This is a genomic window from Nitratidesulfovibrio oxamicus (assembly GCF_015731765.1).
In the GTDB taxonomy this organism is placed as follows: domain Bacteria; phylum Desulfobacterota; class Desulfovibrionia; order Desulfovibrionales; family Desulfovibrionaceae; genus Cupidesulfovibrio; species Cupidesulfovibrio oxamicus.
Genome location: NZ_VRYY01000539.1, coordinates 1 through 12,771, shown reverse-complemented (window position 1 = coordinate 12,771; position 12,771 = coordinate 1). Strand labels below are relative to the sequence as shown.

10 protein-coding genes are annotated in these 12,771 nt (G+C 67.9%); 8 read left to right on the top strand and 2 right to left on the bottom strand.

Annotated elements, in window-relative coordinates; genetic code table 11:
• Window positions 1-136: 136 nt before the first annotated feature.
• From FVW20_RS15140 to FVW20_RS15115, 6 genes are all read left to right on the top strand, one after another.
• Window positions 137-1,408 carry an aminotransferase class I/II-fold pyridoxal phosphate-dependent enzyme gene (locus tag FVW20_RS15140; RefSeq protein WP_196610255.1) on the top strand — a complete coding sequence of 424 codons (1,272 nt, stop codon included), beginning with the start codon at window positions 137-139 and terminating at the stop codon, window positions 1,406-1,408.
• 229 nt (window positions 1,409-1,637) lie between these two features.
• Complete coding sequence (locus tag FVW20_RS15135; RefSeq protein ID WP_196610254.1) at window positions 1,638-2,369, top strand: VTC domain-containing protein; 732 nt, start codon at window positions 1,638-1,640, stop codon at window positions 2,367-2,369.
• Between the two features lie 175 nt (window positions 2,370-2,544).
• Window positions 2,545-3,267 carry a DUF4956 domain-containing protein gene (locus FVW20_RS15130; RefSeq protein WP_196610253.1) on the top strand — a complete coding sequence of 241 codons (723 nt, stop codon included), beginning with the start codon at window positions 2,545-2,547 and terminating at the stop codon, window positions 3,265-3,267.
• A 76-nt stretch (window positions 3,268-3,343) separates the two neighbouring features.
• Window positions 3,344-4,951, top strand: a complete 1,608-nt coding sequence (locus tag FVW20_RS15125; protein WP_231039147.1) for a CotH kinase family protein — start codon at window positions 3,344-3,346, stop codon at window positions 4,949-4,951.
• 48 nt (window positions 4,952-4,999) lie between these two features.
• On the top strand, window positions 5,000-5,722 hold the full coding sequence (locus FVW20_RS15120) for a DUF4956 domain-containing protein (protein ID WP_196610251.1): 723 nt from the start codon (window positions 5,000-5,002) through the stop codon (window positions 5,720-5,722).
• A gap of 76 nt (window positions 5,723-5,798) precedes the next feature.
• Window positions 5,799-7,391 carry a CotH kinase family protein gene (locus FVW20_RS15115; protein WP_231039146.1) on the top strand — a complete coding sequence of 531 codons (1,593 nt, stop codon included), beginning with the start codon at window positions 5,799-5,801 and terminating at the stop codon, window positions 7,389-7,391.
• A 147-nt stretch (window positions 7,392-7,538) separates the two neighbouring features.
• Here FVW20_RS15115 and FVW20_RS15110 read toward each other — a convergent pair whose 3' ends face one another.
• Window positions 7,539-8,624: an HDOD domain-containing protein gene (locus tag FVW20_RS15110; RefSeq protein ID WP_196610257.1), complete on the bottom strand. Its 1,086-nt coding sequence runs from the start codon at window positions 8,622-8,624 to the stop codon at window positions 7,539-7,541.
• Between the two features lie 637 nt (window positions 8,625-9,261).
• Between FVW20_RS15110 and FVW20_RS15105 the strand changes: the two genes are divergently transcribed.
• Together FVW20_RS15105 and FVW20_RS15100 are read left to right on the top strand one after the other, a co-directional pair.
• Complete coding sequence (locus FVW20_RS15105; protein WP_231039145.1) at window positions 9,262-11,085, top strand: sigma-54-dependent Fis family transcriptional regulator; 1,824 nt, start codon at window positions 9,262-9,264, stop codon at window positions 11,083-11,085.
• Window positions 11,086-11,233: 148 nt separating this feature from the next.
• The gene (locus FVW20_RS15100) at window positions 11,234-11,989 is read left to right on the top strand and encodes a ferric reductase-like transmembrane domain-containing protein (RefSeq protein WP_196610249.1); all 756 of its coding nucleotides are present in this window, start codon (window positions 11,234-11,236) and stop codon (window positions 11,987-11,989) included.
• A gap of 100 nt (window positions 11,990-12,089) precedes the next feature.
• Here the strand turns inward: FVW20_RS15100 and FVW20_RS15095 are convergent, their stop codons facing one another.
• Window positions 12,090-12,425, bottom strand: a complete 336-nt coding sequence (locus FVW20_RS15095) for a NifB/NifX family molybdenum-iron cluster-binding protein (protein ID WP_196610248.1) — start codon at window positions 12,423-12,425, stop codon at window positions 12,090-12,092.
• Window positions 12,426-12,771: the final 346 nt, after the last annotated feature.

The following is a 12,771-nucleotide window of genomic DNA, read 5'->3' as shown; positions in this document are numbered from 1 at the left end:
GTCTTGGGTGATGCCCGGCTGCGCGCCACCTGGGCCGAGGCCAGCCGCGCCATCGCGCCGGGCTTTTCCGCCGATGCGCGCATCAGCCGCTTCGAGGCCCTGTACCGCACCCTGCTGCAACGCCGCGGGCTGTCCGATGCCTGAAGCCGGATCGCCCCCCCCGGTCGCGCCCGCCCCGCAGACCGCTGCCCCCCGTGAATCCGCGCCTGAATCCACACCGGATTCCGCACCGCCTCAGGGCGCCCACGGCGGCGAAATCTATCGCGTGGCCCGCGAACTGGGCGTGGAGCCGAAGCACATCCTGGATTGCAGCAGCAACGGCTTCGCCCATGTGCGGGAACTGACCCGCGCGCTGGCCGAGGCCCTGCCCCACCCCTTCGAGCACTATCCGGACAGTTCCAGCACCGCCTTGCGTGAAGAACTGGCCGCCCACGAGGGACTTGCCCCAGGCAACGTCATGGTGGGCAACGGCTCTTCCGAACTCATCTGGCTGGTCCTGCGCGTGCTGCAACCCCGCCGGGTCACCTTGCTGGGTCCCACCTTTTCCGAATACGTCCGCGCCTGTGAAGCCCACGCCATCCCATGGCGGGTGCTGCATGCCGATCCGCTGCGCGCGCTGGACGCCCCCCCGCCGGGCTTCCGGGCCCCCGGCTCGCCCGATGTGGGGGACGCGCCCGATGCGGGGGGCGAATTGGTCGTGCTCTGTTCGCCGGGCAACCCCTGCCCGGTCACTGCGCCCGACCTGCCCGCCCTGGCAGCCTCCCTGTTCCGGTCGGGCTTTCGCACCGTGCTGGCCGACCTGACCTACCGCGACTTCCTGTGGGGCACCCCGGAGCACGACGCCCACCGCCACGCGGCCCTTGCCCCGGCCTGTCCGGCCTCCCTGGCAGCCGGCACGCTGCTGTGCCTGCACAGCTTCACCAAGTTTTTCCACTGCACGGGGATACGCCTGGGCTACCTGACCGGCCCCGAAAGCCTGCTGGACCTCTTGCAGTCCCGGCGCCCGCCGTGGATGGTGTCCCCCTTTGCCGAGGCCATGGGCAGGCGCTTTCTGCATGCCCTGCCGGACTACCGGGCGCACCTGGCCACCCTGCGTGCCGACCGCGCCGCCCTGCTCGACGGCCTGCGCAGCTCTGGCGTATTCGCTCCCCATTTCAGCAACGCGGGTCCCAGCTTCGTGACCTGCCGCCTGTCCGACGAGTTGCTGCGGATCGGCGTCACGACGGAAAAGGTGCGCCGCAAACTGTTGCGGCACGGCCTGCTTGTGCGTTCCTGCGACAACATACCCGGCATGCCCAGCGGCTACATAAGAATGCAGGTTCGCCGCCATGACGACAACGAACGGCTGGTGCGACACATCAGCGAATTGTCCACCTCGCTGCCTGTGACGATGCAAGAGAAACCGTAGCCGCTCCCCCCGACGCATGATCCATGCGTTGCGTCTCCCCACCACCCAAGGGGCGCCACGCATGCCCCCACCGTGCGGCGAAATGGACTTTCCGCACGATATCCCGTAACACGGGTGCGTCACCATCCGGAGCCGCGCCAACCTTCGGCCCGCCTGCCGCGCCCCTTCATGTGGGCACGGCAGCACACTCCGGCACCATCATCCTCTCGCATCCGTGGCGGTTCCCATCGTGAGCAACGAGATAAAATACACCTTTGCCCCGGCCTTCGCCCGTGCGGTCGTGGACCTGCTCGGCGCGGTGTGCCGCCCGGATCCCGCGTTTCCTGCGGCGGACGTCTTTTCGCTCTACTACGACACGCCCGCGCGCGACCTGCTGGAAGAAAAGCGCAACAGCGACTACCTGAAAACCAAGATACGCTGCCGCTGGTACGGCGCCGTGCGGGGCACGGCCATGGAGCGCGCGGTATTCCTGGAGGCCAAACGCAAGGAAGGCGCCGCACGCGACAAGGCTCGCGTGCTGCTGCCCCTGGACGGGGCCACCCTGTGGAACACCCCGCTGACGTCCCCCCTGCTGTGCCGCCTGCCGGAACACCTGGCCGAAGCGGGCATCCCCTTTCCCCGCCCCGTCTTTCCCATGTTCATCCTGCGCTACACCCGCCATCGCTTCATCGATCCGGCAACCGGAGCGCGCATTGCCGTGGACACCGGCATTCACGTGCCCCGCACCAACCCCGCTTTCATAGCCCGGCACAACCCCACGCCCCTGCCCGTGGCCGTGCTGGAGGTAAAGGGCACCCTGCGCGAATTGCCGCGCTCGCTGCACGCCGTGAGCACCTTTCACTTCCGGCGGGAGACGTTTTCCAAGTATCTTGCATGCCACGACATGTTATTCTGCTCCACCGGGATACCCGGAGGGTATACCTGTTTTGCGCCAGCCGCGCCGCCCTGCGGCCAGACCTGATCGCGCCACGTGCTGCCTGATGTGACGCCTGCCCTGCATCCGGCACAGCGCAGCGGATCGCGCGCCCCGGCACACGGCGTCACCGCACACAACCCAATACCAGTCGGCACATCCCCCAAGCACCATCGGACACCGGCCCCCCCCGATAAAGGCCCCCCCGGACAAGGCATACCCCATGGTTGAATCACTCTTCGACGTTCTCGGCAGCTCCTACCAGGCGCTGGTTTCCGTCACCGGCTTCGGCTCCAAGCAGGCGGCGGACATCGGCGCGGGCACCTTCCTGCTCGCCCTGCTCATCTCCCTGCTCACCTCGCAGTACACCGCACTGCTGTATTCGCGGTTCTACGAAAGCCGGGGAACGGGCAGCCTCGTGCACCGCAGTTTCCTGCTGCTGGGGCCGTCCATCACCGCCATCTTCATCTGCGTGCAGTTCTCGCTGCCGCTTTCCCTGGGCCTGCTGGGTGCCCTGTCCATCATCCGCTTCCGTACCCCCATCAAGGAACCGGAAGAGGTGGGCTTCATCATGGTCAACATCGCTACGGCCATCTGCTGCGCCACCCTGAACATCGTCATCCTGGCGCTGTTCCTGGGCGTGATCACCGCCGGGCTGGTGGTGGTGCACCGCTTCCGGCGGGGCCGCGTGGCCCGGCGCAGCGGCACGGCGGTCATCGCCTACCCGGCCACCGAGCGCGAGGCCGACGCGGCCCTGCTGCCCGCCCTGCGCGACAGCCTGCCGGAACTGACCGTGGCCAGCATTTCCGGCGACGGCGAACGGCGCACCCTCATCGCCACCTTCGCCCGTTCCGACGAGACCCTGGTGCAACGCCTGACCACGCTGGCCACCGGGCTCGCCCCCAGCGCGGAAATCAATGTCTATTTCGACCACGCGGCCCAGTAGCACGCAGCACGGGGGCGGCACTACGCCGCCATCCGGCCCGCGCGTGGCTGGCCCGTACGTATCCGGCCCTGCCCGCATGGCCCCCGCCCCCCGCATCCCGCTATGGGCGGCGGCACTGTTTGTTGCCGCCCTGCTGTGTGCCGGGCTGCTGCTGGAGCGCACCTCCGCCGTCCGGCAGTACCGTTTCGTGTCGCTGGACATGGCCACCAAGAAGGACGCGCTGGGTTCTCCCCGCAAGCGGCAACTGCTGGCCGAAATGGGGCTGCCCGACGTGCACGCCGTGGTCCCGGAAAACACGACCCACACCTCGGACCTGCTGGAGCAGGCCCGCCGTGATGCCCCCCACTCCCTGGTGGCCAATGGCTGGCCAGTCCTCGCCATCCGCACCGACCATGCCAGCCTGTACGCCCCCGAATCGGGCATCGTCGCCAACCCCGGGCAACGGGGCAGGGAATGGGAACGCCCGGCAGCCCTGGTCTACTACCGCGACGGCCAGGAGCGCCTGGCCACCGGTGCGGGGCTGCGCCTGCACGGCGGCGGCTCGCGCGCGCAGGGCATCTCCTACCGCCTGTACTTCCGCAAGTCCTACGGTGAAGCGGAACTTCCGGCCGACCTGTTCTTTCCCGATGCCCACGGCACCACCCGCCGACTGGTGCTGCGCAAGGAAAAGACCACCGTTCCCGGCTTCGTCAACATGCTGGGGCTGGACGTCATGGGCCTTCTGGGCGCGCAGACGCCCGGCTACTCCCCGGTGGTCTACACCCTGAACGGCAAGGACATGGGGCTGTCGCTGCTTTCGGAGCACATCTCCGTCAACCCGTGGAAGCAAAAGCTCGGGCACGACAACTTCCTGCTCTTTTCCTTCAACAACAATCGGGGTAGCAATAACAACGGGCGCAAGGAATTCGCCGCCATGCGCACCCTTTCGCTGTGGGTGCGGCACGTCCCCGCGCCGCTCACCATGCGTCAGGCCGAACGCCGCATGGACCTGCGCAGCATGTGCGCCATCATTTTCGGCTCGGTGTACCTTTCGGTGAACGACTGGAACCAGGGGGCCTGCCTGCTCGACAGGTCGCAGCCCCAACCGCGCTGGGCGCACATCGTGTTCGACCTCGACCAGGCATTCCAGAACATCACCCCCGGCCAGCCGCTGGAACAGCGTCCCGGATGGAAGTTCGCCTTCGACGAGGACAGGGCAGTGCGCATGGGGCTGTTCCTGCGGTTGTGGAAGGAATCTCCGGAATTCAAGGACTATTTCCTGAGTTACGTCACCCACGCGCTTAACCACACCCTGAACGACGCGGCGCGCGAACGGCTGTTTGCCCATTACGAAGGCATGGACCGTCTGGCTGACGACACCCTGTTCGACATTGACCTGGCCCGCCGCATGCTGGCCAACCGGGCAGAGGAAGTGCTGGAGGAAACCGTGCGCGACCTGAAGGCGCCGCGCTGGTTCACGGTACGCGTCGATGCGCCGGGCTCGGTGCGCATCGACGGTGAACCCGGCTACACCAAGTACACCGGGCGCTATTTCGAAGGCCAACGCGTGACCGTGGACCCGCCGCAAGACGACTGCGGCAGGTTCCTGCACTGGGAGGTGGACGGCGCCCGCCTTGAAGGGCGCACGCTGGACCTGCCCGTGCATGCCGCCATGCACATCCGCGCCGTGTGCGCAACAAACTGACCTGCCCCAACGGGCAACGGATACCTATACCGCGAGGCTCTCACCCCCATGGTTGAATCACTCTTCGACGTTCTCGGCAGTACCTACCAGGCGCTGGTTTCCGTCACCGGCTTCGGCTCCAAGCAGGCGGCGGACATCGGCGCGGGCACCTTCCTGCTCGCCCTGCTCATCTCCCTGCTCACCTCGCAGTACACCGCACTGCTGTATTCGCGGTTCTACGAAAGCCGGGGAACGGGCAGCCTCGTGCACCGCAGTTTCCTGCTGCTGGGGCCGTCCATCACCGCCATCTTCATCTGCGTGCAGTTCTCGCTGCCGCTTTCCCTGGGCCTGCTGGGCGCCCTGTCCATCATCCGCTTCCGTACCCCCATCAAGGAACCGGAAGAGGTGGGCTTCATCATGGTCAACATCGCCACGGCCATCTGCTGCGCCACCCTGAACATCGTCATCCTGGCGCTGTTCCTGGGCGTGATCACCGCCGGGCTGGTGGTGGTGCACCGCTTCCGGCGATGCCGCGTGGCCCGGCGCAGCGGAACGGCGGTCATCGCCTACCCGGCCACCGAGCGCGAGGCCGACGCGGCCCTGCTGCCCGCCCTGCGCGACAGCCTGCCGGAACTGACCGTGGCCAGCATTTCCGGCGACGGCGAACGGCGCACCCTCATCGCCACCTTCGCCCGTTCCGACGAGACCCTGGTGCAACGCCTGACCACGCTGGCCACCGGGCTCGCCCCCAGCGCGGAAATCAATGTCTATTTCGACCACGCGGCCCAGTAGCACGCAGCACGGGGGCGGCACTACGCCACCATCCGGCCCGCGCGTGGCTGGCCCGTACGTATCCGGCCCTGCCCGCATGGCCCCCGCCCCCCGCATCCCGCTATGGGCGGCGGCACTGTTCGTTGCCGCCCTGCTGTGTGCCGGGCTGCTGCTGGAGCGCACCTCCGCCGTCCGGCAGTACCGTTTCGTGTCGCTGGACATGGCCACCAAGAAGGACGCGCTGGGTTCTCCCCGCAAACGGCAGTTGCTGGCCGAAATGGGGCTGCCCGACGTGCACGCCGTGGCCCCGGAAAACACGGCCCACACCGCCGCGCTGCTGGAGCAGGCCCGTCGCGACGCGGACCCCGCCATGGTGGCCAGCGGCTGGCCCGTGTTCGCCGTGCGCACCGACGAGGCCAGCCTGAACGACCCGGAAACCGGCATCAACGTCAACCACAAGGAGCGGGGGCGGGAATGGGAACGCCCCGCTGCCGTGGTCTATTACCGCGACGGCCAGGAACGCCTGGCCACCGGCGTGGGGCTGCGCCTGCACGGCGGCGGCTCGCGCGATCTCGGCATCAGTTACCGCGTGTATTTCCGCAATGCGTACGGCGCCCCGGCCCAACCGGCAGACGTGTTCTTTCCGGGCACCGAAGGCACGCTGAAACGGCTGGTGCTGCGCAAGGAAAAGACCACCAGCCCCGGCTTCATCAACATGCTGGGGCTGGACATCATGGGCATGCTGGGCGCGGAAACGCCCCGGTTCGTGCCTGCCGTGTTCTCGGTAAACGGCAAGGACATGGGGCTTTCGCTGGTCAGCGAACACATTGCCGACGCCCACTGGAAGCGCAGGCTGGGGCACGACAACTTCCTGCTCTACTCCATCCGCAAGGGCAACGACCGGGCGGAATTCGCTGCTCTGCGCGAACTGTACCTGTGGATCCGCCTGATGCCCGCCCCCCTGACCATGCCGCAGGCCGAGCGCCGCATGGACCTGCGCAGCATGTGCGCCATCATCTTCGGCGCGGTGTACATGGGCGAAAACGATTGGGACCAGGGCGCCCTCCTGCTGGACAAGACCCAGCCCGACCCACGCTGGACGAATATCGCGTGGGATCTGGATCAGGCTTTCCAGCACCTGTCCCCCACCGCGCCGCTGGAACGGCGACCGGGCTGGAAATTCGCCATGGACGAGGCCAAGGCGGTGCGCATGCGCCTGTTCCTGCGCCTGTGGAAAGAAGCGCCCGAATTCAGGACCTGGTTCCTGCGATACGTGGTCGATGCCCTGAACCACACGCTGCGTCCCTCCGAACGCGAACGCATGATCGCCCCGTATGTGGCGATGGAACGACAACTGGGACGCGAGATGTTCGACCAGGACATGGCTGCGGCGATGCTTGCGGCCCGTCCCGTACAGGTCATGGAAGAAACCGTGCGCGACCTTGGCGCACCGGCATGGTCCACCGTGCACGTCAGTTCGTCCTGCCCTGTCCGCATCGACGACATGGCCGACTACACCGAGTACACGGGGCGCTATTTCATGGGCCAGACCGTGCGCCTGCATGCCACGCCGCAGGATGGCAAACGGTTTTCGCACTGGGAGGCAAACGGCGTCCGGCACAGTGGCCCGGACATGGAGCTGACCGTCGAACGCGCCACGGCCATCCGCGCCGTGTTCACCGATATCTGACGGAGCACCCGCGTACACGCCCGGCTTCCCCGTCAAACGCACAGGGGCACAGAGAGCACGGGGCCGCTTCCAGCTTGGCGGTCCTGTGCCCCCTGTGCCCCTGTGCGTTGACGGAACGGGAAACGACGGAAAAGGATCAACCCTGGCTTACGGGTGAGCGCCTCCGGCACCCAGCACGGCGTACATCTCGTCCACACCTTCCAGCAGCACCTCGCAGGCGGCGTCCAGATCGTGCGCCGAAATGGGCAGCGCGGCCAGGGCGTCCGCATCCAGCGGCTGCACGCAGTCGTCGCCGGTGCCGCCAATGCCGAAGGCCTTCACCGCCTCGTCGGCCAGGTGCACCAGCAGGGCCTCGTCACTGGCCGGGACCGTGGACGGGGCATGATGAGCCTGCACCGCGTCCACCAGCACGGGCGGCAGATTCCAGCGCCGCAGCAGCGCCGCGCCCATTTCGCCGTGGGTCATGCCCAGTTCCGCCCGCTCCGCCTCGGTCAGGCTTTCCCCCTGATCGCGGCAACGGTCCAGCACCCGTTCCGCCCCGGCGGGCCACACGGCGCAGATGGCCAGCCAGCCGATGTCGTGCAGCAGCCCGGCCACGAAGTAGCGTTCCGGATCGTCGCGGCCCATACGGGTGGCCAGGGCCTGCGCCATGAGCGCGGTGGCCACCGAATGCAGCCAGAAATCGTGCAGGTTGACCACGTGGGGAGGCCGCTCGCGAAACAGCCCCAGCACGAAGGTGCCCAGGGCCAGCGAAGTCACCCGGCGGGTGCCCGCCGCCGCCACCGCCCGGCTCACCGTTTCCACCGGCGACCGAAAGCCGAACAGCGGTCCGTTGACCAGCCGCAGCAGCGAGGCTGCCAGACGCGGATCCTTGGAAATGATGGCCGCAAGTTCCTCGTACGAGGGTTCCTCTCGCTCCATGGCGTGCTGCAATTCCAGAAACACCTGCGGCAGGGCGGGCAGGCGGGCGCGCTCGGCCAGCCCGTCCAGGTCGCCGGGAACCCATCCGGTGTTGGCCTCGTGGATCACCTCTGGCGGCAGAGGCATGCGCGGGGCGGGCAATTCGCACGAGACACCCGCGCGCAGGGTCAGGGTCAGCGCCTCCACCGCCCTGCGCCGCAGCAGCACCAACAAAGGGTGCGCCGTGCCGGAAAGCCGGAACCGCCGCGCCACCGCCTCTTCGGCCATCTCCTGCACATCGCGGGCGCAAGCGCCCTGCGCATCCAATCCCATTGCCTGCGACACAGCACCCCCCACAAGAATATCGGACACGGGATCATACACTAGCGCCTTTCTCATACGCCAATTGCCACCGGACGCAAATACCAGCGACCGACGACTCGGTGGATGAGGCAATTCCGGACGCAGTGGGACACCGGGAGACTCCGCGGGACACCGGCAGGACACCGTCCGCCCCGGCGTACGTCCGGCTGGTGGGGTGGTGCGCCAACCGGTGCACCAATTGGCACACGTACCCGTACGGGGGGGCGCAGCCACTTGCAGTTCGTGCGTTCCCCCTGAAAATGCCAAAACCCCGGTGAGGGGAACACCGGGGCTTTGTCGGAATGAAGCGACTGAATCATAAGTCCGGGCACGAGGGAATGCGCGGACTCGGCACCGAAAAGAACGGCAGCACCGTCTTTCATGACGCCATCAAGCACAACCCGTGCCAGACACGTGACGATGGCCCGATCCGCGGCTGACAAGGGTTTGCCGCAAGCGACGACAAGCGGCAATCCGACGAATTTTCGTTGTTGACGAAATTTCGTAACGATATATCGTAGGCACGCCCGCACGCGGTACTCCACGCCGCGCACAGGTCCGGCGCTGCCCGGCAATTCCCGCAATCCGCCCAATCCCTGAGGTTGCCATGTCCCCCACGTCACCCATGTCCGCCCCATCTGCGGACAACCCGTCCCGCCAGCCCGCGCCCGACGCCATGGAACCCACCCTGGCCCATTCGGTGCTCCAGCAGTTCGACATCAGCCCGTTCCTGGACATGATGCTCAACGTGGCCCAGGAACGCACCGTGGAAGGGCTGCTGGAACTGACCCACCGCGTCAACCGGGGCACCCACGTCATGTGCGGGTGCATCTGGTTCGTGGATGCGCCGCCCCCGGCGTCCGGCGCCGCCTCCGGCTCCGGCGAGGGCGACCATGTCCTGCGCCTGATGACCGTGGCAGGGCACACCGCCACTCCGGTACGCGACTGGCGCCACGCAGAGGGCACCTACGCCATGGTGCCGCTGTCCGAACCGCTGGTGGGGCAGGTGGCCGCGCGCGGCGAACCCACGTGGGCGGCATCGCCCGAGGACTGGGCACGCCCTGCCTGGGCCGTGGACGAGTCCATCCACGCCTACGCGGCCTATCCGTTGCAGTTCAAGGGCAACATGATCGGGGTGATGGCCGTGTTCTACGACCGGCCCATGCGCGGGCTGCTGGCGGACCTGATGCTGCTGCACCGCAAGATGCACAAGATTTTCGCGGATTCCCTGTCCGCCGCCGTGGTCAACGCCCGCTCCTTCGAGGAAATCCAGCACCTGCGCCGGGCGCTGGAACTGGAAAACGAACACCTGCGCGGCGAGGTGCGCCGCGCCCGCGCCCCGCACTCCATCGTGGGCGACAGCCCGCCCCTGCGCCGCGCCCTGGACCAGGTGGACATGGTGGCCCCCACCGACGCCACCGTACTGCTGCTGGGCGAATCGGGCACCGGCAAGGAACTGGTGGCCCAGGCCATCCACGACCGCAGCCAGCGCGCCGCCGCCCCGCTGGTGCGGGTGAACTGTTCGGCCATCCCGCGCGAACTGTTCGAAAGCGAATTCTTTGGTCATGTGAAGGGCGCCTTCACCGGGGCCCTGCGCGACCGGGTGGGCCGCTTCCAACTGGCCGACGGCGGTACCCTTTTTTTGGACGAAGTCGGCGAAATACCGCTGGAATTGCAGGGCAAGCTGTTGCGCGTGCTGCAAGAGGGGGTGTTCGAACGGGTGGGCGAGGAACGCAGCCGCAGCGTGGATGTGCGCATCATCGCCGCCACCAACCGCGACCTGCGGGCCGACGTGGAGCATGGGCGCTTTCGGCAGGACCTGTTCTTCCGGCTCAGCGTGTTCCCCGTGGCCCTGCCGCCCCTGCGCACCCGGCGCGATGACATCCCCCTGCTGGCCCGGCACTTCGTGCGTGCCTCGTGCCGCCGCCTGAACCTGCCGGAGCCGCGCATCGCCCATCGCCAGATGGCCGAACTGCAATCCTACCCCTGGCCAGGCAACGTGCGCGAATTGCAGAACGTCATCGAGCGCGGGGTGATCATGGCCGAAGGGGGGCGGCTGGTGCTGGATCTGCCGCCGGAAGGCGGGATGCAGGCCGTGCCCCCCGGTGCCGTGTTCGGCATGCCGGGTGGCGCGGGCCCCGTGGAGGGGGGCGGCGCCCACGACGCGCACTGGGAAACGGACGAAAGTCGGAACGCCGGAAAAGCCGGGGATTCCGGAAGACCGGGACAAACGGGGCAAACGGGCGCACCGGACTCCACGGGCATCATTTCCGAAGCGCACTGGCGCGAATTGCAGCGCACCAACATCGAACGCGCCCTCGCCGTGACGGGGGGACGCGTGCACGGCCCCGGCGGCGCGGCGGAACTTCTGGGCCTGCCGCCCACCACCCTGCAATCGCGCATCAAGACGTTGGGGGTACGCGGACGCTGATCCCGCGCGCGACGCGACCATGCGGTGATATTTACGCCCGTTCCGGCGTGTCCCGCTTGTCATGCCCGCCGCCATGGGCGACACTGCGGGCAGAGTGTCCGCCGCCAGTGCGACCACAGCACCGCATGCACCGTCACGGGAGCGACTCATGAGCGATGATTCCAGCACCCCCAAGGGCCGCAATGCGCGCATCCTGCGCACCGTGCGCGAGGACGACAACACCACCTCCGTGTACATCGACACGGGCGACGACGAACGCTTCCGCAGCTTCCGCCCGGGGCAGTTCGCCACCCTGCGGGTGATGGAGGAGGACGGCTGGAGCGATGCCCACCCCTTCACCATCGCCGCCGCGCCGGGCGAGACGGTGCGGCTGACCATCCGGGGCAAGGGGCGCTTCACGTCGGAACTGGTGCCGGGCCTGCGTGACGGCGACGAGGTGCGCTGCGCCGGACCCTACGGGGTGTTCTGCCGGGACATCGAACGGCAGGAGCAGATCGTGCTCATCGCGGGCGGGGTGGGCATCACGCCGTTCCTCAGCGTGCTGCGCAGCTTCGACCAGGCAGGGGCGACCAACCGGGTGGTGCTGTTCTGGTCCAACAAGACCTATGGCGACGCCTTTGCCGCCGAGGAACTGGAGGCCATGAGCCGTCGGCTGGACCTGACCGTGGTGCATGTGCTCACGCGCGAAACGAATCCGCATCATTACGCCGATCCGGAACTGCCCGCCGTGTTCTTCGAAAAGGGGCGCCTGTCGCGCGACATGCTGGCCCGCCACGTGCAGTCGGCCACGTCCTCGTTCTATCTGTGCGGCCCCGGCCCCATGCAACAGCACGTGCTGGATGAGCTGCGCGCCTTCGGCGTGGATACCGGCGGAGTGGAGACGGAGCAGTTCGTCTTCTCGTAGACGATCCGGTGCCGGCCTTACCGGGAGCCTTCCGGATGACGTCGCGAATGGCGGGACGCCCCCGACGCTCCGAGGGGAAAAATCCTTACAAAGGCAGTACCTACTGCCGCGGAACGCTACCGACAAGTTCCCGATACCGGGTCACGGCATCGCTGACCAGCCCGCTGCTGGCCGCCAGCACCTCGATGCCCGCATCGGCCAGGGCCAGCCGCGCCTTGGGCCCACACTCGCCGCACAGCACCACCGTGGCCCGCGCGGCGGAAAGCAGCTGCGCCACAGAGCGCCCGGCATCCTCGCGATCGTCGCGGTGCGCGTTGCGCACGGCAATGACGCCCTCGGTTTCCGTATCCGTCACCACGAACCATTCCGCCCGGCCAAACACCGGCTCCACGTTGCTGTCGGGCCGGGGCCCGTCCGCCGCCACGGCAATGCGCATGACTCCTCCTTGCGTTATCCGCCATCAAGGCCGCATCGCCCAGCCGGGTGACACGTCCCGCCCACCATTCCATCACCACGGCGAAAGCCGGGACAGCCAATGCCCGGACAATCGCCAGCCTCCGGTCAATTACCGGAGCGCCGACACACGCGGCCTGCACCGCCCCCGATCATCACACGCAACGGGGCACCTCCCGAAGCGGCCCGCATGCCCGACGATCGCCTACCAGCCCCGCACGCTGCGCACCGCGCCGCGCAGTTCTTCCGCCGCCCGCTCCGGGTCATCCGCCGCGCACAGGGCAGAGACCACGGCCAGACCGTCGGCCCCAGCCGCCAGCACCGAGGCC

Coding starts and splice junctions, on each gene's coding strand:
- FVW20_RS15130 (WP_196610253.1), top strand. CDS start 2,545: ATGGTTGAATCACTCTTCGACGTTCTCGGCAGCTCCTACCAGGCGCTG.
- FVW20_RS15140 (WP_196610255.1), top strand. CDS start 137: ATGCCTGAAGCCGGATCGCCCCCCCCGGTCGCGCCCGCCCCGCAGACC.
- FVW20_RS15105 (WP_231039145.1), top strand. CDS start 9,262: ATGTCCCCCACGTCACCCATGTCCGCCCCATCTGCGGACAACCCGTCC.
- FVW20_RS15115 (WP_231039146.1), top strand. CDS start 5,799: ATGGCCCCCGCCCCCCGCATCCCGCTATGGGCGGCGGCACTGTTCGTT.
- FVW20_RS15125 (WP_231039147.1), top strand. CDS start 3,344: ATGGCCCCCGCCCCCCGCATCCCGCTATGGGCGGCGGCACTGTTTGTT.
- FVW20_RS15110 (WP_196610257.1), bottom strand. CDS start 8,624: ATGGGATTGGATGCGCAGGGCGCTTGCGCCCGCGATGTGCAGGAGATG.
- FVW20_RS15095 (WP_196610248.1), bottom strand. CDS start 12,425: ATGCGCATTGCCGTGGCGGCGGACGGGCCCCGGCCCGACAGCAACGTG.
- FVW20_RS15100 (WP_196610249.1), top strand. CDS start 11,234: ATGAGCGATGATTCCAGCACCCCCAAGGGCCGCAATGCGCGCATCCTG.
- FVW20_RS15120 (WP_196610251.1), top strand. CDS start 5,000: ATGGTTGAATCACTCTTCGACGTTCTCGGCAGTACCTACCAGGCGCTG.